This is a genomic window from Bacillus sp. OTU530, from assembly GCF_038440375.1.
The window spans coordinates 1-25,101 of the sequence record NZ_JASATP010000040.1; the positions used below are offsets into that span (position 1 = coordinate 1).

The window sequence follows — 25,101 nt, forward strand, 5'->3', positions numbered from 1 at the left end:
TGGCGGTACCCCAATTATGAAAAAGGACTTGCTCAATTTAGAGTAACAAAAGTTTGTGAAATAATTAGAATCGACTCATTCAGCAACTGGGTGCGATGCTTTTAAAAGGCATTGCATTTTTTTATTAGCGTAGAGATTGTGAAAAAGTACACTTAAAGTAACGGGTAGCGTTAGTTCAACAAGAGAAAGTAGTTAAGATCTTCAACAATCGAGCGTTATTATTGAACAACATAAATAAAATATGTCCAAAAAATATGCAGGATTTTATGCGAAAAGTAGAGAGGATTATCAAAAAATGAGGAAGCCAAAAGCCACGCCACTCAGGCATTGCATAAAATCCTGCATACTTGATAATTTCGGAGATTGCGAGAAACCCAGTGTTGGTGCGGATGCCCTGGGCATGGCTACTTCCGATAATGAGATGTTATGTAAACTTGATATGAATGCGGTATGTATAAAAACCCTCCAATCTTATGTACCTTCGAGATGGTACAAGAAAGATGGCATTGGCGAAGAGGGAGAACTTTACTTGGAGGGGTGGGTATAAATAGGCTTGTACGCCTACTGAAACATCTGCTTCAGCCTTTCAAGACCAATCATGCCCACTGAGGCTCCAAGTCAAGTCCTTGACCATTTCATGTAAACAAAGATAAAAAGTGCATTCTATCAATCATTTTAGGCTGATCCTGTATATAAGAGGAAGTTACTTTAATAATGTACACCTTCAATTATTGGGTCAGATTATTAAGGAATATTTTAAAATAAATCTTCTTCTTCAATTTTCATGTCTTTATAATAATACTTCATATCATGCTCATTGATTTCCCGCATTACCCTGCAAGGGCTTCCTATTGCTACTACATTGGATGGAATATCTTTTGTAACTACACTACCAGCACCGATTACTGTGTTTTCCCCAATACGAACCCCTGGTAAGATAATTGCACCTGCACCAATCCAAACATTATCTTCAATTACCACTGGCAGGTTATACTGTGCTGATTTTCTCCGCAATTCTGGATGAATCGGATGAGTTCCAGTATCAATCGTTACATTGGGACCAATTAATACATTATTTCCTATATAAATATCGGTGTCATCTACCAATGTCAGGTTAAAATTGGCGTAGACATCATTTCCTACATGTGTGTGTTGTCCCCAGTTTGCATGAAGTGGTGGTTCGATATAAACGTTGGTACCTACTTCCGCAAACAATTTATGCAAAAATTCCTTTCTCTTTTCTACTTCAGAAGGTCTAGTGCGGTTAAAGTCATATAATACCTCTAGACATTGCATCTGTTCTTTCCCCAAAGCTTCATCATTGCAGCGATATAATCTTCCACTTTTCATTTTTTCCCTAATTGACATATATACTCACTCCTATTTTCAATAGTTTATTCAATTTTCATTGTTTGTCTAACTTTATTTCAATATTTTACTTTTAAGATATTTGCAATAAACTTACCTCCAGAGAAGTGAAACAGAGACCATCTATCTTCTGAAAGAGGATAAAAAATTGCTTTTAAAAGTAGATTATTACCTCTTATTCAACTTTGTATTTTTTGTTGTTATAATAATGGTAAAACGATTATACACTAACTTCAATGGTAAGTTAGTGTGGTTGGAGGGTAAAATATTGTCTTTTACTCGTGAGAGAAAAAATGTGAAGGATCATGGAACGTACGGTTTTCGTTTTCAGGAAACACTTCCTAACGATGTGGCAACCGTTATAGATTTTAACGTTTGCTTCAATACATAGCATTGTTGAACTAAATTGCTGCTATTTAGAATAATACCAATTACTTCAAATTCACAATATTTGCGTAATCGCTTATTAAACAATCTGGACTCTTTAATGGAATAATATGATTGGCATTTTTAAAGGACTTTATTATTTTTCAACCAACTTTATTGTCACTTAACATCCATTTTGAACGCAATTTAGCGTTTAAAAAGTGTGCAATTCATCTCTTAAAGTCACAGTTGGTATAGCTACATTTTATTCCTGTGTCCAATAGCATAGGATTATGTGAACACGAATCCCCTTCAGATCGCTTAGCTGGAGGGGATTTTTTGTAGGCTCCTAGATACATTGAATTCCGATAATGAGGGGTTATGTAAACTTGACATGAATAGAATATACATCGTTCCTTGTTCAACTACCATGAGTGCTTCCCCTAAAGGAGCGACAGTCTGTGGTGCACTGTGGTCGTTGGAGTCAGACTAACAGGTGGGCTCTAAGGCACATAGTTCATCGGCCTTCCTCTCCCAGCCTTAGCTTAGAACCAGTATGGACGGATTCAATACATTTTCATTCTCTGTGGTGAAATGCTGATTTTTGCGATTCATAGATGGCTAACGGGACAGTTTAGTGAAATAAGGGGGAAGGGATTTCTGGATAAAAGTATAGCAGAATATACTTTGAATAGAGGAGAATACTAAGCAAAATATTAAAAGGGAGATTTTGCTATGTATACGCTAAAACCGATACAATTAACTTCAAGTAAAACAAACACTACAGAACCATTAACATCATCAGAAATGGGTAAACTTTGGGCGACATATATGGGAAACAGTATGGCAAAATGCATATTAAGCTATTTTCTTCAACACGTTGAGGATGAGGATATTAAAACATTAGTGGAAAATGCGTATAATTTAAGCGTAGATTTCATGGAAATCATTACAGAAATATTTGAAAAGGAAAAATTTCCTATCCCTCAAGGGTTCGGCAAAGAAGACGTTAACCTTAGTGCACCTCGGTTATTCCAAGATGAATTCTACGTCCATTATTTAAAATACACAGCAAAAGCAGGAGCGAGTATTTATATGGTCGCCTATCCCCTTGTTTATAGAAATGATGTAAAAGAGTTTTTTAATTATTGTATAGATTCTACCAAGGCTTTGATGGACCAAATCAAAGAAATTTTAATGAATAAAGGATTCATCATGAAACCACCTATTATTCCAGTACCAGAAAAAGTTGAATTTGTTCATAAGGACTTTTTAAATGGTTTTTTAGGACATGTGCGTCCTATGCAAGCATTGGAAATTACCCATTTATACGATAATACTGAAAACGATGTCGCGAGTAAAGCACTCATTATGGCATTTGCCCAGGTTGCCAAAAATGAAAAAATTCGGGACCTATTTGAAAGAGGGAAAACCCTTACACATTTAAATGTGGAACGCTATATGAAAAAGCTACATGATGAAAATTTGCCTTCTCCATCTTTTTTAGACCATTTGGTTACAACATCAACGTTTTCACCCTTTTCAGACAAAATAATGTTATACCATAAGATGGACATGTTCTCCATGAAAGTGAGAGCGTTTGGAAATTCAGTAGCAGTAAGTGCAAGACATGATTTTGGGTTGCTCTATTCTAGGGCCTTAATAAACATCCAAGGTTTTGTAGAAGATGCAGTGGAAATTTACATAGAGAACGGCTGGATGGAAAAACCCCCCTATGCAGTTGATAGAGAATAACATGGCATCTGATAAATAATCATCCCGTATCCTACAAGAACATATTTTGCATTCGAAAAAAATACAATAAAGGGTTAGAAAAAGGTGAATCCAAAAGAAAAATTGTTATGGAGTATAGCACTTCCAGGGTTTGGTCAATTACTTAATGGAAGGTATCTCAAAGGGATTCTTTTTATCGTATTAGAATTTACGATTAATGTTCAATCTCATTTTAATGAGCTAATCCTGTTTAGTTTTAATTGGGATATTGAAAAAGCCGTTGAACATACTGAATACCAATGGCTCATGTTTTATCCTTGTGTTTATTTCTTTGCGATGTGGGACGCATTTAAAGATGCAGGTGGGGGCAAGGAACCATATTCCTTTTTACCATTTGTTTTTTCAGCCTATTTTGTTACTGCAGGACTTATGTTTTCTGCAAAAGTAAAAATATTTGGGATATTGTTAGGGACTGTGTGGTTTCCTATGCTATGTGTAATTCCTGGGGTTATTATAGGTTTACTGTTAAAAAAATTCTTAGGAAAAGGATAATCGTATTTTGGTGTAAAGGAAAATTGAAAAGGGAAACATCAACGGGTGTTCCCTTTATTTTTATATAAAAGTTAACCAAAAAATCAAGATTGTGAAATAATGCACTTAAACTACCATGAGTACTTCCTGTAAGGGAGCGACAGTCTGTGGTGCACCGTGGTCGTTGGAATCAGACTAACGGATGGGCCCTAAGACACCATAGTTTATCGACCTTCTTCTCCCAGCCTTAGAACCAGTATGGACGGATTCCATACATTTTACGTATCCTACAATTTAGGAACGGAACTACCAATAATGACGGGTTATGTAAATCTGACGTGAATATCCTATACAGCCAAATATCCACGTCCAGTTTCCCATTCTGAATGTTGTATTTCAGAACGGCAGAGAACTTTATAAAAAGATTGAGTACTAATCCCATTTTTAGATTTTTACTTTAAAATACTTTGTTGTCACAGTATGGTTAGAAGAAGGACTTTGTATTGTCCTTGCGTTTTAATAGTCTTGGCAGCATCTTTCTTAAGTTATATTTTCTCCCTAACAAAAAGGGAAATAAGTGGTTTATGATAAAACTAACTGGAATCAGCATTAAGATAGCGAAACCTGTTATAAATATGGCTAATATATTCGGATGGTCTTCTAAAGACAACGGTTCTCGAAAATATGTGTTAAACACATTGAAAGCTAAAGTCACATGCAAGGCCATAAAAATGATTGAGTTTTTCCCTACATAATTAATCAAGGGACTGTACACTAAAAATTGGGAAATGTAGATAACAAAAGATATCGCTAGACAAGCCCAAATAACACCACTGAAATAACCATAAAACTCCGGAGGGAAGTCTAATAACTGCCATCCTTTTTGATAAACAGTTGAATCAATAACAAACCAAATATAGAGACTTGAAAGACCTATTAAAACTACTGATTTCTTTATGTCTCTTTCAAGCCAATGCATACGCCGTACAAAATACCCTATACCAAAATAGGTAAGATAATAAAGAGACTGGTCTAAACTCCATGGTAATATACGGGTTCCCATTGTAGCTCCTAATTTTGCGAACGCTAAGAAACCGATAATAAAGACCAATAGTAATATAGCAATCTTATTCTTTATAAACTTCACAATAAAATAAAATAAGACTTCCATTAAGAATAGAGAAGTTAAAAACCACAAAGGGACATTATAATAAATGAAATTTCTTTTTGATTCTAAAGTTGACTCTAAAAAAGCTCTAAACTCAATAGGTTGACCTGAGTAATGAGAAAATAAAAATAGCGTTAAAATAGCGAAAGCAAAATAAGGAACTAATATTGACCTAAGTTTAACTAAAAGAAATTCCTTAAAACTACCTTTAGAAGAAAATAAAAAACCTGATAAAAAGAAAAACAACGGCATATGAAAAGAATAAATCTGAAGTCGAGGTTTACCGATCAACATTGTGTGTCCAAGTATAACTAAAAATATACCAATGCCTTTGCAAGTATCAATCCAAGTTATCCGATTATGCATAGGAGTTATGTCCCTCCCTATCTTAATTTTTAACTTCAACAAATAAGACAAAATAAAAACCCTCTTAAGAGGGTTTTTATCGTACCCATGATATTGTAACTGCATGACCTTTATTAAACTACTGGATATTTTTTCCTGTATTGAAGCTTTTGTCAATAGACAACCAAAAGGGCTGTTTTTTTATTGTCATTTCTTAGGAATTCTGAAACCTCGCAGAACGTGACAATCGTATATTTAAGGTTTTGGCACTTCCCTTGCTTTTGGTCTGTCGGCTTGGTGAGAAAGCAAGAACGAGCCGAAAAAAATACTACCCGTTCCTTTACAGATAGTGATAATAAGAGAGATTCGGTTGAAAGTGTGTTAAAACCTTGATATGACTGGGTTTGTTGAGGTTTTGAGGGTGTCACGAAAAGGTGACACCTAAAATTACCCAAAATCAATAAAAAGTTAGACGGAAATAAATGAAGTCATGTCTTTGCCCTTCTATTTATGAACCACAACACGAGAAGAATAATTGTAAAGAAAGCCGGTAAGCAGTTAAAAAAATAATTCGAATATAAGGTGACCTGATATTTTGTTAGGTGGGAGGAGTTTACCTTTCATTTCCTAGAACCGGAATTATGTAAACATGAACCCCTTTCAGTGATCTGAAGGAGGTTTTTAGCATTCTAAATACATTGACTTCCGAATAATAAACTATTATGTAAATGTGACGTGTATAGCATATTCATTATGCTTTACTTAGCTAAAAGGAACATTTCGTTGAAGAAGAGAGATGAAAATCCATCTCTCTTTTATATCATAATTGATCCAAATCCCAGAAGTGCAATGCTCCATAATAATCTTTCTGTTTTCTCTTGATGCAGAACTTTCACCACTTACTCATCTTTGATCAGAGCATCTCGTTCAACTGCACCTGGCATCTTTTCCATCCACCTATTTTTAATCATTAACTCGGCACAATCATCGACATAGGTCCCAACCTCCGCAGCAAGCCGGAGGTAATTTGCTGCCAAGTCTCTTCTGGCATTTGCAGCAAGTGACAGCCCATAATTGCCCAATCCCATTGCAGAAAGACTCATGGTGTGAAAAAGCATCAATTTATCAGAAAAAGGGGATTCTGTCGCCTTTGACACTTCTGCTCCCCAGGTCACAGGAGCAGGTAAATTATCATCACGTAATAAAGAACTGAATACCTCTATATGCTTCGTTGCTATGTCTCGTCCTCTAACAATGAGGTCAATCACTTTCTCTGACTTTGCTACTTGAGAGAATCCAATCATCAGTGCTTGACCTATCGTATTTGTTGCTATATTTAAGTACAAATGAGTGATTTCAGCAGCATTAAGCGGTCTTCGGTCTCCCAATATTCCATTTAACCAGCCTTCCTTTTGGACATACTCAACTGCTTCTGGATATTCGATATGTGGGGATCTTGTGAAAAGTCCCTTAGACTCCAATAACGTTGTGGCTTTATTTAGTAGCTCAGCTGCGGTTTTTAGATTGTGATTAAAAAACTCACGTATATCTGCACGAGCAGAACTTCCCAAGGCTAAAGCATACGTCCCTACTCCAGAGATACCCATTTGTCTTATGTACAGCAGCATAAACCCATCCGAAAATAGTCTTGGCACATGAATATTTACATCTTCATCTGTAAAAGCATGAGGGATAGGAAATTTCTCGTTTTGAAATAGTCTGTTTTTAAATTCCATATGTTCTCCCGTTAAATCGAGGGCATATTCAATAATAGGTTTTATTTCAGTGTCTTCAACTGTATTGAGGAAGTATTTAAGTACACAGTTTGCCATACTGTCAGCTAAATATCCACTCCAAAGAGGGGCTATTTCAGACGAAGTTAATCGAATGTTATATTTTGTTTCCATGTTTTTTCCTTTCGAAGTTTGATTAAGATACAATTTATATATATTTGTTTCTATACAGTTTTATAATGTCCTAATAATTGAATTAATCTCCAAGTAATGAGGGTTTTTCAAAATAGACAGACTGTTTTGTTTTCAACTTCCGAGAACGGGAATTATGTCAAATCATAAGAAACTGTCTGTCATTTTATAAGAATCTTTGTCATATGTATTCCAATCCTATAGGTTTTTTCACATAATATTACTTGTACATAAAGAATTCTATTACAATGTACAATGGATGATCAGGGGAATTATTTATTATGTTGTTTACAGATATTAAGGACTTAGAAAAAAAGATTAACCAGTTTAGAGTAATATTACATCAAACAGTTAAAGAAACAAGCTTAAATAGTCTTGAAACAGTTAATTGTAGTCAACAACTAGACCAACTTATCCTAATCCATCAAAAACTTTCTTATGAAAAAAAATAGAACTATGTTGTTGAATGTGAAGCTGGCGCAGGCCGGCTTTTTGTTTTTCTCCCTACTTTTTCTGCTTGTAATTTATTATGGGATCTTTGTAGGCATCCTAGATGCATTGAATTCCGATAATTCCGACTTATGCAAACTGGAAATGTATATAATATACAGTAGATATCATAGGAAATTCTTTAAAATCATAACATTGAAAATAGTTAGATGTCTAACTATAATAGGCGTATGATTAGAAAAAACGCAATTGCATTAATCAGTCGGATTAGGGAAAATGCAAGTAAATTAATTGTTTCTGAACTAGAGAAACATGGAATAAAGGGCATGGCACCGTCTCATGGTGATGTTTTAATGGTTCTTTATCACCATGAACGAGTGACGATGAAGCAATTAGCAGAAAGTATTAAACGAACGAAGCCGACTGTTACAATTCTAGTGAACAAACTGGTTGATTTAGGTTTTGTGCAAAAGCAAAAAGATAACAATGACAGTAGGGTTACGTATATTACATTAACCAAGGAAGGCGAAAAATTAAGAAGTATGTTCTTTGAAATATCGGATAAACTAAATGCGGTAGTTTATAATGGTTTATCGAATGAGGAACAAGAACAACTACACAATATATTAGAAAAGATTTTAGACAGATTTTAAATCTGTCTTCTCTTTGAATAAAAGGTTAGATATCAAACTATATAAGTAAGGAGAGACGAACATGAAACATTTAATTATTTACGCACATGCAAACCCTGAAAGTTTGAACCATTCCATATTAGAAACGACAGTCAGTACATTAGAGAAAAATGGTCATGAGGTTGTCGTCCGTGATTTGTATGCACTTGATTTCCAACCTGTTTTAAAACCAGCAGATACAAATGCTATGAAGGCTGGAGAAACTCCGAAAGATATTAAAACAGAACAGGAGTTTATCACTCAGGCAGATGTTATTACATTTATTTATCCTATTTGGTGGACAGGACTTCCTGCTATCCTTAAAGGATATGTTGACCGTGTATTCTCCTACGGTTTTGCTTATGCTTATGGTGAAGAAGGTATTGTTAAAATGCTGACAGGCAAGAAAGGTTTCATCATTAATACACACGGTACTCCAAAGGAGTATTATGATGAGATTGGTATGACTGAAGGTCTAAAAATCACGTCTGATATTGGTATCTTCGGGTTTGTTGGCATTGAACCTGTTGGACATTTACTTTTTGGAGGTGTGGGTTCTCTCAATGAAGAAGCATATAAAGGGATGTTAAAGGAAGTTGAACATACTGTTGATTCTCTCTTCTCGTAAATAAATACAATTAAAAAGGACTGCCTAGGTAGCCCTTTTTGTTTGGTAAAGTTCAGTTCCTACTAAAAGGACTAATGTTTAAAGAGCAATTCAATTTACTTCCTATATAAGGAATTATGTAAACATGAACCCCCTTCAGTGATCTGAAGGAGGTTTTTAGCATTCTAGATACATTGACTCCCGATAATTAGAGATTATGTAAACCTACTATGTATACACTATACATGAGTCTTTGTTCAACTAACGAGGCAGTTGGTTGAAGAAGGAACTTGTTTTTATTTCTTGAATTTCTAATTTAATCGAAAAATTAAAGAAATTAGAGAAGGGAGCGAGTTTATTATGATGATAAAAGGTTTCGGGGGAATATTTTGGAGGACTAAAAATCTAGATGCTATAAAAAAATGGTACAGTGAAGCGTTGAAGATTGAAATTGAAAATTGGAATGGGACTATTATTAAACCCCATTCAGGAAATGAAACTATCTTTTCTTTCTTTACTGAAGATGACCTTTACTTCCCAACAGAACAGCAAGTGATGTTAAATTTCCAAGTTTATAATCTAAACGAGACTATTAAGCATCTTGAACAAATTGGTGTACCTCTTGTAAAGGAAAAAGAGATTAGTGAATTTGGTAAGTTTATTTGGATTAAAGATCCTGAAGGTAGACTGGTTGAGCTATGGGAAAAATAACGGGTTGTAATTATTCATATTTGGTTGAATAAACGGGTGCTTGAGCGAAACAAGGAGTTGTAGTTGCGGCTCCTTTTTCTTGTTCCACGATAGGGCAGGATAGTGGAACAAGACATTTATCGAAAGTGAAACTTTGCTAATCTCCTGATTAAAAATTTTGATTATATTTCATATTGGTAATCAAGTCCATCATAAAAAGGATAAAACAACATAGTTGACACGAGCAACTATGTTGTTTTATCCTTTTTTGATATAGTTGACAAAGTCAATCATTTCAATTTAAAGGAGTTGTTTAGGTATGACGCAATCCACTGATTCAACAGTATCTGAAGTTAGAAAGTTTAATCGTTTTTATACCAATGTTCTTGGTTTACTTAACCAGCAAGTATACGATAGTCCTTTTTCTTTAACAGAAACACGGATTTTATTTGAAATCAATAGTACAAGTAATTGTACGGCAAAGTTATTACAAGAAGAACTAGGTTTAGATCGTGGGTATGTAAGTAGAATATTAAAACGTTTCGAAGAACAAAATATGATCTATAAACAGAAATGGGAGGAAGATGGTCGTACTTATTTTATTCATTTAACTGAGAAAGGGGAAAAAATTTACCGTGATTTGGAAAATAAAGCAGATCAGCAAGTTAAATTTCTACTAAGAAATTTAGATATTGACAAACAACAAAAGCTTATCGACTCAATGAGTACAATTAAAGGGATTTTGTCGGAACACATTGATCAAAATGAATCAGTTATTTCCATAAGAGACGATTATACTGCTGAAGATAAAAAATATCTCATTATCGAAAAGCAAAGAGCTTTTTATACAGATAACTTTGGGTTTGATGAAACATTTTTAGACTATCTTCACGAGACCTTTGATGCGGAAATTGAAAAAGTTTGGATTGCTGAAGATAACAAGGAATTTGCAGGCTGTGTGGGATTAGTCAAAGAAAATGAAAAAACGGCTATGTTAAGATGGTTCATCGTTGAATCATCCATTCGCGGAAAAGGAGTAGGTACACAATTGGTTCAAACGGTACTTGATTACTGTAAAGAACAACAATATGAACGAGTGTTTTTATGGACAGTGAGTAGCTTACCGATAGCAAGACGATTATATGAAAAATTCGGGTTCAAAATTACTGAAACAAAGGATGAAAAAGTAGTGTGGGGGCAAAGGCTTGTGGAAGAACGCTGGGATTTGGAATTGATATAATCAATAAGCTCTCCCTTTTGTCCCATAGCGAAAAGCTTCAAAATGTATAATGACGTTGATTTTATCAATTTATTCTTATTCAATTAAAGGAGTGCGTTAGTTCAACAAGAAAAAGTAGTTAAGATCTTTGATCGAATGCTATTATTGAACAACATAAATAAAATATGCAAAAAAATATGCAAAAAGGCTTGTCAAAAGACCGGGAGGTCAAAAGCCGCGCCGCTAGGGCATTGCATAAAATCCTGCATACTAGAAAGTCTATTTATCAAAAAATATGGTACAGGAAATGAGGGATGAAAAAATGTACAGTCAAACTGACAAGATGGGAAGCAAATTTCATTCCTTGCAAACAGATATATGGCTTCATCACGATTTATTCATTTCTTCTATTAACGAAACACCGGAAGAAGTCATTAATAGACTGTGTATCAGGATGTAAAAATTAAATTCAAATTATATAGCAATATTTTTTGAGAGTTGCTTGTACACTGTTTATCATTTTCCGACAGAAGACCCCCGCTTCAAGCAAGTGATGGGCGTAGCCCAGTGGTAAGGAGGCCACTGAAAAAGTGTGTGATTTCGGTAAATAAAGAAACTTTTATCAATATACAGAAAATAAAAACAAGCTAATCCTCTACATATAGTAGATGGTCAGCTTGTTTTTCTCTTTAAGTGGACTTTTTCAGTGCCCTCGTGGTAAGTGGGGGATGAATGTCCGCTAGGCAACTGCCTAGCATGTTTGATAAATAGGGAAATGCAACTAGACAAACGTATGTTCTTTTGGTGGTATAAAATTACCAAAATAAACCAAAAAGAGAAGGGGGACTACTGGAAGCAATAGGGTGCTTTGACAAGGAGATGCAAAGCGCTTCACCCGCATTTGTCCAAAAGTTTGGTGAGAAGAAATAGAAACCTGACCTCGTTTGGAATAGCGCAGCCTGTTCTTGTATCACCACCATTTTGCTGCAAAGGCCAGAGGATCTAGCTCCAGAATGGTGGGCGCATTGGTGCAAGAACATCGCAACACGTATAGGGTGAAAAAAGAGAAGCAGCTATCACTCCTTGTAAGGGACAAAGTCACCTCGGTGATGTTTGCTCCTTACAAGGAAGTGTGAGCTCTCCCTATTTGCTCTATGAGAAGCCTGTTGAACGGCTCTGTATTTCGCTTCCTAGGAAGAGGATACGGAATCTCCCACCTCAAGGAGCGTTAGCGAGTAGGTGGGGGTAGTTCAATAGAGTAACAGGAGCTAAAGGTAAATAAACCAAGTATGGTTTACTTCCGCTTTCGATTGTTATGTTAACTGGTAGCTCCAAACAGGCTGTTTTCTTGTTCTTGGCGTAGTGAGATTCCCTTAGATAGAGGAAAAGAGACAAATGAAATCACTCTCATTTGCCTCTTTTGTTTTCAAAACCATTACTGCTTTTCTTCTTTATCTGTATGTTGCGTTGTATCTGTCACTTCATCTGTTTCGGATGTTAATCCAAGATGTTGTTTTAATGTTTCTTTGATTTCCTTTACGCTCTGTTCATCAGGCTTCGCGTAATAAATGCCGTTAATGTACTCATCAATATCTTTAACCTGCAGTTTTTCCATGTTTAGCTGTGTTCCCAGCATGGTTTTTACAACACCGATCATATCATCAAAAGTCAAGTTGGTCTCCATCTTGCTTCCTGCTGCTTCAATTAAATCTGCCATTTTTGTGACAGAATTAAGGGAAAGAGCTTTTTTTGCAATTGCTTCAATGATCAGTTGCTGACGCTGTCCGCGCATAAAATCATTATCAATATGACGCGCTCTTGCTAGAACAAGTGCCTGTTCTCCATTCAACTTTTGCTGCCCTTTTTCCACTGTCACAAAACCACTTTTTTTACTGTTAAAATCGGTAACGGAAATCGGAACATCCATTTCAATTCCGCCTAAAGTATCAACAATTTTTACAAAGGAATCGAAGTTTACTTTTACGTAATAATCAACCGGTACATCTAAAAAGTTTTCTACGGTTTGAATCGTACCGTTTGCACCATCATATGCGTAGGCATGAGTAATTTTATCTTTTCGTTCTTTACTTGGAATGTATACATATGTATCACGAGGAATACTTACCAGCTTAATGGATTTATCATCTTTATTTAACGTAGCTAAAAGTAACGCATCTGTTCGGAAAGAACCTCCAAAATTTTTTGTATCCTCCTTCCGTGCTTCGCTTTCATCCACACCCATAATTAAGATGGAAATATTGTCTTCTAAGGGCTTTACTGCTTCTAAGCGTTTACTAGATTTATTGCCGCGATCTAAGCCTTTATAGGCTGCCTGAGCGACATGTTCCGCTTTTGTATATAAATACGCTGCATAACCTATTCCCCCAATGAGAATGCAGAGAAGGGGGAGCATTAGGAATACAGTGACTCTTCTCCTTCGTTTTTTATATTGAGAGCTATGACGGAAACTGTGAGACATTAGTAATCCTCCTGCTACTATTTTATACGTAACTCCAAATGAGCATTTTAAATCGAAAACATTACCATCCAAATGGAAATGACAGATATCCTATGCTACCTGTACCTCTTTTTTTAATTTGTTCAAGGGACATAACGTTTGTTGATACTTGATATACAAACCCAATGATATTATCCATTTTCCGTGCTCTGGTTTCTAGAATCGCAAGAGAAAATGCTGTCTTTCGCAGCTGCATCGCAAACACATACGTAAACTGGGCGATGATCCCAAAATGACGAATGGCTCGTTCACTTTGGACTTGGTAGCCGTGAAAACCAACCATTCCCTTCATGTGTTTAAAGTATGTCTCGATGCATCAGCGCTGACAGTAATAAGTCAGAATTTCTTCTGTTTTCATCATCAGCTACACAACCTGATGGCCCAGAACGTCTTGCCAGCACTGTGCGAAAAGTGATACATCCATTCCCGTGTTTATATGAGTTTTATCCTTCTATTGATAGTAAACTTGTAACAATTTGGACAGCACTAGCGTCATCTATATATCCAATCGGAAAAATATAATCCGGAATAACATCTACTGGTAAAATGAAATAGATTAGCGCACTTCCAATTAAGACGAGCGCACGCTTTGTACTCTTCTTCAAGAAAAATGTCTCATACATAGCCATCAACTGATTAATAAATGGACCTATACTGCCTACTTTCTGAAGCTTCTCCTCAAATCCTTTAAGTATGATTTCTTTCCCTTCTTCTGTTTGCGAAAATTGTTCATACTTAGCTAACTCTTGTTCAACACTCTCTATACTAAATTTTTTAGTATGAAAATTAGAAGAATCGAGGAGATCTTGAATACTATCAATCGATGTATGAATATCTGGCTGTTTCTGTTCAATAGGGTAACCAGCGGCTACAAACAACTCTGACATAGGAATTCCAAGGCAGTCAGCAAATCGTTGTAAGTGTTCTGGAGTTGCCTTTCGTTTTCCGTTTATAATTCGTGAGATTGTAGCTGTATCAACTCCAGCGATCTCACTAAATTTCCGTAAGGACAATGACCGTTCTTTCAATAACTCTTTTAATATCAAACCTAGATTACTCATTTTTTTTTCTTCAGACATATTTTATTTCCTTTCTATTAATCAATCAGGATCGTCATAGAATGGTATCTATAGATGAATGAATACATTCTTCTTCCTACAATTCATATCATAATATTATATGGAAAATAAAAAATAGTATAGCATTCCTTTGTAGAACTATACATAATCGTTGACAACATGTCAACGGTATGAGTTAATATTACCAACATTACTTGTTATTTCCTTAACAATGTATAGAAAGATGAGTGTTGTAGAAAAAACAATCAGGGTCTTGCCGTTACTATGTCTTGTATGAAAAATTTGTTATAGATGTTGAGGATGTAGATACAATGGGTGGATGAATCATGGTGCAAGATCATGATATCCAAGAGGGACAGATCATAGAAGCAGATGGCTGTGAGTTTAAGGTATCGTCAAAAGATGTACATCAAATCAAACGAATTGAGATTTGCAAAATACAGTTGGAACAACAAACAGCAACCCCTTAAGTTGCTGTTTGTCTCTATATATTTCATTCATACATATATGTACAACAACACAGAAAAATAAAATATGAGGGAGAGACAAATATGTTTAAGAAATTTTTAGCTCGTTTTGGGAAAGGTGCCGCTACGGTTGATTTGCGTTTTGAAAATCGTCCCTACTTTGCCGGAGAAACAATACATGGCGAAGTTCATATTCACGGGGGGGAAGTAGAGCAGAAAATCAATCACGCTTCTGCCCGTTTCATGATGAGTGTAGCGACGAAGCAAGGAACTGCTACGCGCGAAGTGGCTGTGGTTCCATTAAGCGGAGCGTATTCCATTCTTGCAAAAGAACAAAAAGTGATTCCTTTTACGTATCAAATTCCAACAAACTTGCCTGTTTCCAGAGGTTCAATTGCTTATTATTTTGACACGCAGTTAGACATTGAAGGCGGTGTGGATCGTACGGATGTGGATCGTCTGATTGTTGAAGCTCCTAAGAGGGTACAATCCATCTTTCGAGCGCTGGAAGGCTTAGGGTTTCGGGAAAAACCGAACTCTGGAAAAGTAGATCAATATGGACAAGAATTTGCGTTTTTTCCAACACATCTCTTTGCAGGACACGTAAGCGAGGTAGAACTTCGGTTCTCTTATGAAGAAACAGGGGTTTATATTTGGATGGAAATAGATTGCCGAAGCGGGTATCAAGAGATAGAAGCTAAGCGGGAATTCTTCTTAGAGGATTCTATTTTGCAAAATGAAGAGCGATTGGCAGAACTGTTACATCAATATATCACAGAATCTGTGGAGCATCCTTATTCTTATACACAGCCGTTCTCCTATGCTTCGCATTACGGGCATGCCTCTCATCATAGTCATGGTCATCATCATGGTGGCAGTTCGCTAGGTGGAATGATAGGCGGATTGGCTCTGGGGATTTTGGGCGGTGTGCTGATGAGTGAGATGCTGGATGCTTTAGGTGTCGATGAAATGGTAGATGAAATGATTGAAGATACAGCAGAAGCATTTGGATTCGATGGAGAAGATGAAGGGGAAGAGGATGAAGGCGGTTTTGGCGATTTCTTTGGCGGTGATGACGAAGAGATGTAAAGAACAAGACTCCTTGCCTGTGTTTCTCCACAAGTGTTCTGTAGTCTGTGATGACACATACAAAAAAACCAAGGGATCCCTTGGTTTTTTGTATGTGTCATGCTAAATAAGATGTTTCCAAACTCATCCTTGTATAAAAAGTACTCTTTAGTACATTCTCCATCATGGGGATTTTTTTTTGTACTTTTGTCGTATAGGTAAAATCCCCGAAGCAATACAGATAACAGAAATTCCCTTTGAATCGGCCGCAAGTGTACAGATCTGGAGGGCGCTTTTATAGGAGTTTAGATACATATTGACTCCCGGCAATGTGACATTATTTCTATCCGACATGCATGGAATATACATTGTTGCTTGTTCAACTAAAATTATTGCTTTCTAAGCTATTCCTTGTTCTTGACCAACATTTGCCTAAAATCTACTTCCATAAGAATAATGGAAAGCATAATAAGCATTCCTCCAACAACTAACTTAACTGTAAATGTTTCAAAACCAAACACCACTGAAAAAATACTTCCAAAAACTCCTTCAAGCATCATAATTAGTCCAGCAGACGTTGCGGAGGTATGCTTTTGAGCTAAAACCTGAACAGTTTGACCAACAAATGAACATATGATTCCCATATATAGCAATGGTACTATTGCAACAGACCAATTGACACCTGTAAGCTGTCCTTTCTCTACAAAGAAGAAAAAAGTCCTTCTCTAAGCACCAAGTGTCATTTAAAATGTTAGGATAGTTGTAAGCAAACAGAATGGAGGAACAGGAAATGAGCATAATTGCCAAAACACCTCAGCCGCCCTACTATGCTGTTATATTTGTCTCTCAACGGACTGAAGGTGACAATGGGTATACAAAAATGGCAGAGAAAATGATAGAATTAGCATCCAAACAGGAAGGATTCCTGGGCATAGAGAGTGCAAGGGGTTCTGAATTAGGCATTACTGTTTCTTATTGGGATTCATTACATGCTATCCAACGATGGAAGGAACATTCTGCACACCAAGTTGCACAGAATAGAGGGAAAGAAGAGTGGTACAAAACCTTTGTATTACGGGTATGCAAAGTTGAGAGAGATAGTTTCTCTGGTCTATAAATACTTAGTGTATTTGAGGAGCAAGTACATATCAGTAACTTCTTGCAACGCTAATTATATGAACACAAAAGCCTTTCAGGTTATTAACCGAAGGGCTTTTTGCAGTGTCCTACATACATTGACCCCCGATAGTGATGGGATAGAGTATACAACATCAGTTTCCAACACTTGACTTATATAACCATAAAGGGATCGCCTTCTCATAGACAGCCTGAAATAAATGGAATTATTCTTTTGAAATGTAGGATATCAGTTTTTCAAAAAACTCAATATTATTTGTAATAAGAAAAACTGGAAGGAGCAACATAGCAAGGGGTATAACTAAATTAGATCCAATCCCGACTATTAAAAACTTTTTTAAGAACTTCATAGTACTTATTTTCCCTCCTATCATTTGATATAAATATATTATTCAAATTGATAGAAATGGATTGGGCAAGTTCTCCATTTTATAGTTACATAACTGGCAAACACCTAGATCGTCCTAAAATAAAACATAGGGGATAAACGTCCATATTGATTATAGTAGTTCAAATGTCTAGTTCTTTTTTAATAGATTTGCATATAAATAAAGTAGAATAAGAATTGGACAAGCAAGTATGCAAATTACTTAGGACTCCAAAAAAGAAAGGAAGAAACAATACAACAATGAATATTCAAATCATCATTCCAATTTTGGTGTTCCTTCTGACAACAGTAGTCATATTTTGGAGACCAAAGGGAATCAATGAAGCGTGGCCAGCTGCAATTGGCGCAGGGATTATCTTATTAACAGGGACTGTATCCTATGCCAATATTATGGACATTATCAGTAAAATCGGCGGCGCCTCAATCACTATTATGGCAACGATTGTTATGGCAGTTATACTAGAAAGCTTTGGCTTTTTCCACTGGTCAGCTGCACGGCTCGCAAATGCGGCAAAAGGTTCAGGTTACCGTTTATATTGGTATATCCAGTTATTGTGTTTTTTAATGACGCTTTTATTTAATAACGATGGCAGTATCTTAATCACTACCCCTATTTTAATCCTACTCCTCAAAAATCTTAGACTAAAGCCACACCAACAAATTCCATATCTTTTAACAGGAGCGTTGATTGCCACAGCTTCCAGTGCTCCCATCGGTGTAAGCAATATCGTTAATTTAATTGCTTTGAATATTGTTCATATGACCCTTTATATGCACACTGCCATGATGTTTGTACCGGCAACGTTAGGACTATTGTTTATGTCGTGGTTGATGTACGTAGTAGTAAAACGGAAACTGCCTAAACGTTTGCCAGATTCAGTATATGATATCGAGCACATATTCTTCACGAAAAACTTTCATCCGTTAAAAGGGAGTCTTACGGTTGAGACGAAACGGCAACGTACAAGATTTATGTTAAAAGTATTATTGTTTGTTTTCATCATGCGCTGTCTTCTTTTTGTTGCATCCTATTTCGCAATCCCAATCGAAATTGTTGCGGTACTCGGATCAGTTGTTTTACTTGTGTGGAGATGGTATCACTTACGTACAAATCCCGTAGATATATTGAAAAAGACACCTTGGCACATTTTGATTTTCGCCTTTTCTATGTATGTGATCATTTACGGTCTCCATAATGCGGGACTAACAGCAATGCTGGTAAAACTATGTGAACCGATTGTAAATGAAGGATTACTTTATGCAAGCTTTGTCATGGGTGGTTTGGTTTCTGTGCTATCTAATTTCTTCAACAATCATCCAGCTTTGATGGTCGGAACAATCACTTTAACAGAAATGGGATTGGATCCGGTCACATTGAAGACGATTTATCTAGCGAATATCATTGGCAGTGACATGGGCTCTTTACTCTTGCCTATCGGGACACTTGCCTCCCTCATCTGGATGCACATACTAAGACAAAATAAAATCAAGGTCAAATGGAAGGATTACTTGAGCGTATCGTTAGTTGTAATTCCGCCAGTAACAATCGTAACGTTATTTCTATTGTTCTATTGGGTACAGATGATCTTTGCGTAATACAATACGAAACTGCTTTGAATACTTAAAAAGAACTCCACTGGAGTTCTTTTTAAGATTTTATTCCCTTTTCTTTCATAACCTTGACCCTTCCCTTACGTTTGGGAAGAGGCGGTAGAGCCCACCACGTATGCGTGTAGGCATATGGTGAGAGCAACAGCTTTATTTTCTTTACACCAGGATTGATTTTTTACTCGCTATTACTTACTCTAATGTTAATCAAACAAAGTGAATTATCGGTTAGTCACTTCATCATCTGTTTGAGCATCTACTGGAACACGTTTTCCCATTCCGAAAGCATAAAAACTAATGACAACGACAACCAGGAAAATAACCCCTACAATAAGCGAGATACGTGTATCTTCATTAAACCACATACCGATTAATACCAAAATTAAATAGGCAATCGTTAAATAGTTTGTAACAGGCGCAAAGGGCATTTTGAATGGATGATTGTCCATTTCAGCTCCCTTTACTTTTCTGAATCGAATTTGACTAATTAGAATGACAAACCATGGAACCATACCAGGAAGAACACTTGCACTATATACATACACGAATAAGTTTTTTGGTGCAATATAATTTAAAATAACGCCAATTGCTAAACCAATTAGCACACCAATCGTACCGAATAAAGGCACACCATTATGGGAGACTTTTGTAAAGTATTTTGGTGCTTGTCCATTCATTCCTAATGTATAAAGCATACGTCCTGCACTGTAAATACCACTATTACAGCCAGACATTGCAGCTGTAATCACGACAAAGTTAATAAGTCCAGCTGCTGCTGTAATCCCAACCTTTGCAAAAGTTACAACAAACGGGCTGCCAATTGAATGTAGTTGATCCCACGGGTAAACAGTTACAATAACAAAAATCGCACCAATATAGAAGATTAAAATACGCCAAATAATATTTTGAACCGCCTCAGTTAGCGTTTTTTTCGGATCTTTTGCTTCGCCAGCTGTAATCCCAATTAATTCGACACCTTGATAAGCTCCAACAACTAATGATAGAGCAAAGAAGAACCCTGACCATCCACCTGTAAAGAAGCCGCCATTTTCCCAAAGGTTAGATAATCCGATTGCATCTCCTCCGTTACCAAATCCGAAGAAAATAAGACCAAATCCTGCAATAATCATCAACACAATTGTAACGACTTTAATCATTGCAAACCAAAATTCAAATTCACCAAATGATTTAACAGAAATTAAGTTCGCTGTACCAAGAATCATCATTGTGACGATACCTGGCACCCAAGCAGGCAGATCCGGGAACCAGTACTGCATGTATGCCCCAACTGCTATAATTTCTGACATTCCAACGATAACCCACTGGAACCAGTTACTCCATGCAGTAATATACCCTGCTAATGGATGTATGTATTTATGACCAAATAACGCAAATGAACCTGTACTTGGCTCTAAGTACAACATTTCTCCCATTGCACGCATAATGAAGAATATAAAAATTCCTGAAATTGCATAAGCAAGCATTACTGACGGGCCTGTCCATTGAATTGTGCTCGTTGAACCCATAAATAAACCAACACCAATTGTACCGCCCAAAGCAATCATCTGAATATGACGAGCTTCCAAGCCCCTTTTCAGTTCTTTGTGTGCCACTCTATTTCCTCTCCTTACACCATTAATAGCGAAATTTTAACCAAAATACTATCATACAATTTCTAAAATGATGAAGCAAGCATCACTTTTTTGAGTCTATCTTAAAAGCTTCCCCCTAAAAAAAGCATTCTTCACTTCTTGTTAAACATTCCAGTTCTGGTACTATGGTCTATATAAGGCGTATATTGTTAACGTAGGTCAATTTGAGTGGGCTCATGAAGGGGGCGGACAGGGGGGGTAATACTATATTTCGGAGGTTATAGAGCCAAATTTGCAGGATAAAATTCAACAATCATGGCTTAAAACAGTTAAATTAGATTGAATAAACGCTTTCTTAGGCCTCCGACAGAAATATCCATCGGTATAATTTGGATTCAGGAAAGAAACAAAAGGTAGATTATGCTTCCATACAGAATTGATAGTAGTGAGGTGAAAGTATGAAAGAAAATACTATTAAGAATTTAAAACACGAAATCATAAAAAAGCACGAAAGGTTATTTGTAAAGAGATTGGAACTGGAGAGTGAAGCAAGCCGTTTGATGTTAGAAATTAATTTATTGGATGCCCAGCATACGCTTGAGAAAGTAAGTCAGTTAAACCAACAGATAGACGATATAACCTCTGAAATGGATTATTTGAAACAAGCACTTGAATCCTTTTTGGAGTAAGAAATACAAATAATAATTTACAATGATTATCGTTATTATTTATTATTTATTATTTATTATTTGTATTGTCGATGATTGCTCTCACGACAGTTGTTCACCATCTCAATACATATTCCAAAGGGACTGATTATTTTTCCCTTTGGAACCTTTTTCATAAATAAGTTCGTAAAACTTGAAGCATTCTGAATGATTCGCTTCATTACGATCATCAGCTTAACTTTTATCAATTTACTTACTTCATACCGTCTACCTAAACGACATGCTCAAGCAAATACTGCTAGATTCAATAGTGAGAATTATATAAATACGCGGTTGGTTTCCTCGTTGAGCAGGGGTTTCAAGCATTTATCCTTTGGTCAGATTTTACTTTCAAGCGCTTTGTATGTTCTTTAGGTGGAAAACCAAACATGCGCGAATATTCACGGCTAAATTGCGTTGGACTTTCATAACCTACCCGAAATGCCACATCAGCGGCATCTGTTGACTCGGATAATAACAGACGCCGTGCTTCCTGAAGTCTCAGTTGTTTTTGGAACTGAATGGGACTCATGGCAGTTACCTCTTTAAAGTGTCTATGAAGCGAAGAAACGCTCATATTGGCAATTTTCGCAAGCTCCTCAATCCGAAAAGGCCTATCATAGTGATTCTTAATTTGTTCGATAACATCTTTAATGCGATAGATAGAGCTTCCTTCTATTGCTATTTGTTTTAGCGTATTCCCATGCGGCCCTTGCAGAATTCTATATAAAATTTCCTTTGTAAATAGAGGGGCAAATACTGGAATGTCTTCAGGAGTATCCAGTAGACGGGCTAATCTGATTACCGCATCCAGCATAAATGATCCTATCCGCTCAACAAACATCCCTCGCTTAGTATGTTCTTTTAGGACAGCTTTGGTTTCAAAATCTCTTAAAACCTCTAAGATTTGACTCGGCGTAAATTCAAGCTTGAGAGCTAAATACGGAACGTCGGAAGAGGCTTCCATGACTTGGCTGATAGCTGGTAAGTCAACGGATGCAACAAGGTAATGGGCAGGATCGTATCTAAAGCGCTCCTGTGCTAGTAATACCTCCTTCATACCTTGCACGATAATACATAAAGAAGGCTTGTAAACGCTGTAAGTGGGGACGGTGACATCAGAGCGACGAACAAAAGATAAAGACGGAACAGCTGTCGTATGAACACCATCCCGGTCTGTATAACGTTCAATGAGTTTAGCAAGTTCCCCCTGCTGTATATATATTTGTTCAGGCATAGGTCCGATCCCCCTTGTTTCTTTGTTCTTAATACCCTCATTGTAATGCTTATTCGTTGGCTACGTAAACATTTGTGAGAGGATTAGGCAATCATTTGGGAGGAATGGGCTAACCATCTCTCCTGCCCTTGTTCCATAATAAGGATACAAGGCTTTTTCAATAACCTTTATTATGATCGAAAGGTTGCTAAATCCTTCTGGTAAAGAATAGAGAAAATCCATGTTGAAAAGAGTGTTTGATCATTTTTGGGGTTGAAATAATTCCATAACACTCTGGCTAAGAAAGGAAGATAAATGATGAAAAAGCGTACATTAGGCAAAAGTGGATTGGAAGTTTCGGCGATTGGGCTCGGTTGTATGGGAATGAGTAGTGGTTTTGGTCCGGCTTCTGAAAAGAAAGAGATGATTTCTCTGATTCATGAGGCAGTTGATCGCGGCATTACTTTCTTTGATACCGCCGAAGTTTATGGGCCTTATCTGAATGAGGAATTGGTAGGTGAAGCGCTTACCCCGTTTAAGGGGAAAGTGGTTATCGCTACCAAATTCGGAATCAAAAATATGAATGGCAAGCAGGTGCTTGATAGTAAGCCTGAGACTATTCGGCAATCCGTTGAAGGCTCACTCAAACGCCTTAACATTGAAACCATTGATCTGTATTATCAGCATCGAGTTGATCCAAATATACCAGTTGAAGAAGTAGCTGGAGTAGTGCAAGACCTAATCCGGGAAGGGAAAGTTAAATATTGGGGACTCTCTGAAGCAGGCGTGCAAACGATTCGCCGCGCACACGCGGTTCATCCGGTTACTGCCATTCAAAGTGAATACTCCATGATGTGGAGAAGTCCTGAAGAAGAACTGCTGCCTACACTCGAAGAACTTGGTATCGGCTTCGTTCCGTTCGCCCCGCTAGGCAAGGGTTTTCTTACTGGAACAATTGATAAGAATGCAACGTTTGTTAGCTCTGACTTCCGCAGCATTGTTCCTCGCTTCAAACCGGAGAATCTTGAAGCAAATCAGGTCTTGGTCGAACTGATAAAGACGATTGCAGCAGAGAAAGATGCAACATCGGCACAAATCGCACTCGCTTGGGTGCTTGCTCAGAAGCTATGGATTATCCCGATTCCCGGTACGCGTAAATTGGAACGACTGGAAGAAAACCTTGGCGCAGCGGACGTTGAGTTGAGCGCAGGGGAACTAAGGGATTTGAACGAGGCACTCTCGAAAATTGAGATTTCAGGAGATCGCTATCCAGCAGAATATGCGAATAGGGTGGGTAAATAACAGACACTTATTATTAAAAAGCAGGAGGATTTCATATGCAAAGCGTAATTTTGAACAATGGCGTTGAGATGCCGATACTCGGATTTGGCGTGTATCAGATTCAAGATGCAAAGGAATGTGAACAATCCGTTTATGATGCTATTATGGCAGGTTATCGTCTGATTGATACCGCTGCGTCTTATTTAAATGAAGAAGCAGTCGGCAGAGCAATCAAGCGTAGCGGTGTGCCGCGTGAGGAATTGTTTATTACTACAAAACTCTGGGTTCAGGATACTGGCTATGAGAGCACAAAGAAGGCATTTGCAAAGTCACTAGAAAGACTGCAATTGGACTATTTGGACTTGTATTTAATTCATCAGCCATTTGGCGACGTATATGGTTCTTGGCGTGCGATGGAGGAATTGTATCACGAGGGGAAAATCAAGGCAATCGGAGTTAGTAACTTCTATCCTGACCGTCTGGCGGATTTGATCACTCATAATGATGTGGTTCCTGCTGTAAACCAGGTTGAAACGCATCCTTTCTGCCAGCAAATAGAAAGTGCTAGACTGATGAAGGAGAACAATGTTCAGATCGAATCCTGGGGGCCATTTGCTGAAGGAAGAAATAACATGTTCCACAATGAGATTTTAGTATCAATAGCTGAACAGTATATTGAACTACCCCCACCTACTCGCTAATGCTCCTTGAGGTGGGGGATTCTGTATTTTCTTCCTAAGAAGCGAAATACAGAGCCGTTCAACAGGCTTCTCATAGGGCAAATAGGGAGAGCTCACACTTCCTTGTACGTGACAAAGCCACCGAGGTGACCTTGTCTCATACAAGTAGTGATAGCTGCTTCTCTTTTTTCACCCTATACGTGTTGCGATGTTCTTGCACCAATGCACCCACCATTCTGGAGCTAGATCCTCTGGCCTTTGCGGCAAAATGATGGTGATGCAAGAA

Annotated in this window: 22 protein-coding genes and 2 pseudogenes; 15 read left to right on the forward strand and 9 right to left on the reverse strand. The window is 37.1% G+C overall.

All coding sequences use genetic code 11. The features are described from left to right. Positions 1–756: 756 nt before the first annotated feature. Complete coding sequence (locus AAHB12_RS22790; protein ID WP_342047272.1) at positions 757–1,368, reverse strand: sugar O-acetyltransferase; 612 nt, start codon at positions 1,366–1,368, stop codon at positions 757–759. A 268-nt stretch (positions 1,369–1,636) separates the two neighbouring features. Here AAHB12_RS22790 and AAHB12_RS22795 point away from each other — a divergent pair, with 268 nt between their 5' ends. The 3 genes from AAHB12_RS22795 (at position 1,637) to AAHB12_RS22805 (ending at position 4,020) form a co-directional block, all read left to right on the forward strand. Further along, positions 1,637–1,759 carry a hypothetical protein gene (locus tag AAHB12_RS22795; protein ID WP_342047274.1) on the forward strand — a complete coding sequence of 41 codons (123 nt, stop codon included), beginning with the start codon at positions 1,637–1,639 and terminating at the stop codon, positions 1,757–1,759. A gap of 710 nt (positions 1,760–2,469) precedes the next feature. Next, a complete protein-coding gene (locus AAHB12_RS22800; RefSeq protein ID WP_342047275.1) occupies positions 2,470–3,489 on the forward strand; it encodes a DUF3231 family protein in 1,020 nt (339 codons plus the stop codon). A gap of 84 nt (positions 3,490–3,573) precedes the next feature. Further along, on the forward strand, positions 3,574–4,020 hold the full coding sequence (locus tag AAHB12_RS22805; protein ID WP_342047277.1) for a hypothetical protein: 447 nt from the start codon (positions 3,574–3,576) through the stop codon (positions 4,018–4,020). Positions 4,021–4,483: 463 nt separating this feature from the next. Here the strand turns inward: AAHB12_RS22805 and AAHB12_RS22810 are convergent, their stop codons facing one another. Together AAHB12_RS22810 and AAHB12_RS22815 are read right to left on the reverse strand one after the other, a co-directional pair. Further along, entirely contained in the window at positions 4,484–5,533 is a 1,050-nt protein-coding gene (locus AAHB12_RS22810) for an acyltransferase family protein (RefSeq protein WP_342047278.1), read from the reverse strand. A gap of 878 nt (positions 5,534–6,411) precedes the next feature. Continuing rightward, on the reverse strand, positions 6,412–7,419 hold the full coding sequence (locus tag AAHB12_RS22815) for a DUF3231 family protein (RefSeq protein WP_342047280.1): 1,008 nt from the start codon (positions 7,417–7,419) through the stop codon (positions 6,412–6,414). A 299-nt stretch (positions 7,420–7,718) separates the two neighbouring features. Here AAHB12_RS22815 and AAHB12_RS22820 point away from each other — a divergent pair, with 299 nt between their 5' ends. The 5 genes from AAHB12_RS22820 to AAHB12_RS22840 all read left to right on the forward strand — a co-directional run bounded on the left by AAHB12_RS22820 (position 7,719) and on the right by AAHB12_RS22840 (position 11,095). After that, positions 7,719–7,889, forward strand: a complete 171-nt coding sequence (locus tag AAHB12_RS22820; RefSeq protein WP_342047281.1) for an aspartyl-phosphate phosphatase Spo0E family protein — start codon at positions 7,719–7,721, stop codon at positions 7,887–7,889. Between the two features lie 228 nt (positions 7,890–8,117). Continuing rightward, a complete protein-coding gene (locus AAHB12_RS22825; RefSeq protein ID WP_342047283.1) occupies positions 8,118–8,540 on the forward strand; it encodes a MarR family winged helix-turn-helix transcriptional regulator in 423 nt (140 codons plus the stop codon). 61 nt (positions 8,541–8,601) lie between these two features. Beyond that, a complete protein-coding gene (locus tag AAHB12_RS22830; protein ID WP_342047285.1) occupies positions 8,602–9,186 on the forward strand; it encodes an NAD(P)H-dependent oxidoreductase in 585 nt (194 codons plus the stop codon). A 342-nt stretch (positions 9,187–9,528) separates the two neighbouring features. Next, entirely contained in the window at positions 9,529–9,876 is a 348-nt protein-coding gene (locus AAHB12_RS22835) for a VOC family protein (RefSeq protein ID WP_342047331.1), read from the forward strand. A gap of 298 nt (positions 9,877–10,174) precedes the next feature. Beyond that, positions 10,175–11,095, forward strand: a complete 921-nt coding sequence (locus AAHB12_RS22840; RefSeq protein ID WP_342047287.1) for a bifunctional helix-turn-helix transcriptional regulator/GNAT family N-acetyltransferase — start codon at positions 10,175–10,177, stop codon at positions 11,093–11,095. Positions 11,096–12,509: 1,414 nt separating this feature from the next. Here AAHB12_RS22840 and AAHB12_RS22845 read toward each other — a convergent pair. The 3 genes from AAHB12_RS22845 to AAHB12_RS22855 all read right to left on the reverse strand — a co-directional run bounded on the left by AAHB12_RS22845 (position 12,510) and on the right by AAHB12_RS22855 (position 14,671). After that, on the reverse strand, positions 12,510–13,553 hold the full coding sequence (locus tag AAHB12_RS22845) for an LCP family protein (RefSeq protein ID WP_342047288.1): 1,044 nt from the start codon (positions 13,551–13,553) through the stop codon (positions 12,510–12,512). Positions 13,554–13,614: 61 nt separating this feature from the next. Beyond that, positions 13,615–13,875 carry a hypothetical protein gene (locus AAHB12_RS22850; RefSeq protein ID WP_342047289.1) on the reverse strand — a complete coding sequence of 87 codons (261 nt, stop codon included), beginning with the start codon at positions 13,873–13,875 and terminating at the stop codon, positions 13,615–13,617. A 160-nt stretch (positions 13,876–14,035) separates the two neighbouring features. Beyond that, complete coding sequence (locus AAHB12_RS22855; RefSeq protein WP_342047290.1) at positions 14,036–14,671, reverse strand: helix-turn-helix domain-containing protein; 636 nt, start codon at positions 14,669–14,671, stop codon at positions 14,036–14,038. A 326-nt stretch (positions 14,672–14,997) separates the two neighbouring features. On the opposite strand from AAHB12_RS22855, the gene AAHB12_RS22860 reads away from it, so the two are divergent. Together AAHB12_RS22860 and AAHB12_RS22865 are read left to right on the forward strand one after the other, a co-directional pair. Beyond that, positions 14,998–15,141 carry a hypothetical protein gene (locus AAHB12_RS22860; RefSeq protein ID WP_342047291.1) on the forward strand — a complete coding sequence of 48 codons (144 nt, stop codon included), beginning with the start codon at positions 14,998–15,000 and terminating at the stop codon, positions 15,139–15,141. Positions 15,142–15,222: 81 nt separating this feature from the next. Further along, positions 15,223–16,227 (forward strand): sporulation protein, encoded by a 1,005-nt coding sequence (locus tag AAHB12_RS22865; RefSeq protein WP_342047293.1) that lies wholly within the window; start codon positions 15,223–15,225, stop codon positions 16,225–16,227. Between the two features lie 383 nt (positions 16,228–16,610). On the opposite strand, the pseudogene AAHB12_RS22870 reads toward AAHB12_RS22865, so the two are convergent. Beyond that, positions 16,611–16,907, reverse strand: a pseudogene (locus AAHB12_RS22870) (EamA family transporter); the annotation flags it as partial. A gap of 89 nt (positions 16,908–16,996) precedes the next feature. Between AAHB12_RS22870 and AAHB12_RS22875 the strand changes: the two are divergent. Both AAHB12_RS22875 and AAHB12_RS22880 read left to right on the forward strand, forming a co-directional pair. After that, complete coding sequence (locus AAHB12_RS22875; protein WP_342047294.1) at positions 16,997–17,323, forward strand: antibiotic biosynthesis monooxygenase family protein; 327 nt, start codon at positions 16,997–16,999, stop codon at positions 17,321–17,323. Between the two features lie 648 nt (positions 17,324–17,971). Beyond that, on the forward strand, positions 17,972–19,327 hold the full coding sequence (locus AAHB12_RS22880) for an arsenic transporter (RefSeq protein WP_342047295.1): 1,356 nt from the start codon (positions 17,972–17,974) through the stop codon (positions 19,325–19,327). Positions 19,328–19,560: 233 nt separating this feature from the next. Here AAHB12_RS22880 and AAHB12_RS22885 read toward each other — a convergent pair whose 3' ends face one another. Next, entirely contained in the window at positions 19,561–20,952 is a 1,392-nt protein-coding gene (locus AAHB12_RS22885) for an amino acid permease (RefSeq protein WP_342047297.1), read from the reverse strand. A gap of 437 nt (positions 20,953–21,389) precedes the next feature. Here AAHB12_RS22885 and AAHB12_RS22890 point away from each other — a divergent pair, with 437 nt between their 5' ends. Continuing rightward, positions 21,390–21,620: a hypothetical protein gene (locus tag AAHB12_RS22890; RefSeq protein ID WP_342047298.1), complete on the forward strand. Its 231-nt coding sequence runs from the start codon at positions 21,390–21,392 to the stop codon at positions 21,618–21,620. Between the two features lie 337 nt (positions 21,621–21,957). Here the strand turns inward: AAHB12_RS22890 and AAHB12_RS22895 are convergent, their stop codons facing one another. Further along, on the reverse strand, positions 21,958–22,875 hold the full coding sequence (locus tag AAHB12_RS22895) for an AraC family transcriptional regulator (protein WP_342047300.1): 918 nt from the start codon (positions 22,873–22,875) through the stop codon (positions 21,958–21,960). A 297-nt stretch (positions 22,876–23,172) separates the two neighbouring features. Between AAHB12_RS22895 and AAHB12_RS22900 the strand changes: the two genes are divergently transcribed. Further along, positions 23,173–24,156: an aldo/keto reductase gene (locus AAHB12_RS22900; RefSeq protein ID WP_342047333.1), complete on the forward strand. Its 984-nt coding sequence runs from the start codon at positions 23,173–23,175 to the stop codon at positions 24,154–24,156. A gap of 35 nt (positions 24,157–24,191) precedes the next feature. Then, positions 24,192–24,809: pseudogene (locus tag AAHB12_RS22905) on the forward strand (aldo/keto reductase); the annotation flags it as partial. Positions 24,810–25,101 lie beyond the last annotated feature (292 nt).

Coding starts and splice junctions, on each gene's coding strand:
- AAHB12_RS22865 (WP_342047293.1), top strand. CDS start 15,223: ATGTTTAAGAAATTTTTAGCTCGTTTTGGGAAAGGTGCCGCTACGGTT.
- AAHB12_RS22835 (WP_342047331.1), top strand. CDS start 9,529: ATGATAAAAGGTTTCGGGGGAATATTTTGGAGGACTAAAAATCTAGAT.
- AAHB12_RS22890 (WP_342047298.1), top strand. CDS start 21,390: ATGAAAGAAAATACTATTAAGAATTTAAAACACGAAATCATAAAAAAG.
- AAHB12_RS22815 (WP_342047280.1), bottom strand. CDS start 7,419: ATGGAAACAAAATATAACATTCGATTAACTTCGTCTGAAATAGCCCCT.
- AAHB12_RS22875 (WP_342047294.1), top strand. CDS start 16,997: ATGAGCATAATTGCCAAAACACCTCAGCCGCCCTACTATGCTGTTATA.
- AAHB12_RS22850 (WP_342047289.1), bottom strand. CDS start 13,875: ATGGTTGGTTTTCACGGCTACCAAGTCCAAAGTGAACGAGCCATTCGT.
- AAHB12_RS22845 (WP_342047288.1), bottom strand. CDS start 13,553: ATGTCTCACAGTTTCCGTCATAGCTCTCAATATAAAAAACGAAGGAGA.
- AAHB12_RS22800 (WP_342047275.1), top strand. CDS start 2,470: ATGTATACGCTAAAACCGATACAATTAACTTCAAGTAAAACAAACACT.
- AAHB12_RS22810 (WP_342047278.1), bottom strand. CDS start 5,533: ATGCATAATCGGATAACTTGGATTGATACTTGCAAAGGCATTGGTATA.
- AAHB12_RS22840 (WP_342047287.1), top strand. CDS start 10,175: ATGACGCAATCCACTGATTCAACAGTATCTGAAGTTAGAAAGTTTAAT.
- AAHB12_RS22860 (WP_342047291.1), top strand. CDS start 14,998: ATGGTGCAAGATCATGATATCCAAGAGGGACAGATCATAGAAGCAGAT.
- AAHB12_RS22825 (WP_342047283.1), top strand. CDS start 8,118: ATGATTAGAAAAAACGCAATTGCATTAATCAGTCGGATTAGGGAAAAT.
- AAHB12_RS22895 (WP_342047300.1), bottom strand. CDS start 22,875: ATGCCTGAACAAATATATATACAGCAGGGGGAACTTGCTAAACTCATT.
- AAHB12_RS22880 (WP_342047295.1), top strand. CDS start 17,972: ATGAATATTCAAATCATCATTCCAATTTTGGTGTTCCTTCTGACAACA.
- AAHB12_RS22900 (WP_342047333.1), top strand. CDS start 23,173: ATGAAAAAGCGTACATTAGGCAAAAGTGGATTGGAAGTTTCGGCGATT.
- AAHB12_RS22790 (WP_342047272.1), bottom strand. CDS start 1,368: ATGTCAATTAGGGAAAAAATGAAAAGTGGAAGATTATATCGCTGCAAT.
- AAHB12_RS22830 (WP_342047285.1), top strand. CDS start 8,602: ATGAAACATTTAATTATTTACGCACATGCAAACCCTGAAAGTTTGAAC.
- AAHB12_RS22820 (WP_342047281.1), top strand. CDS start 7,719: ATGTTGTTTACAGATATTAAGGACTTAGAAAAAAAGATTAACCAGTTT.
- AAHB12_RS22855 (WP_342047290.1), bottom strand. CDS start 14,671: ATGTCTGAAGAAAAAAAAATGAGTAATCTAGGTTTGATATTAAAAGAG.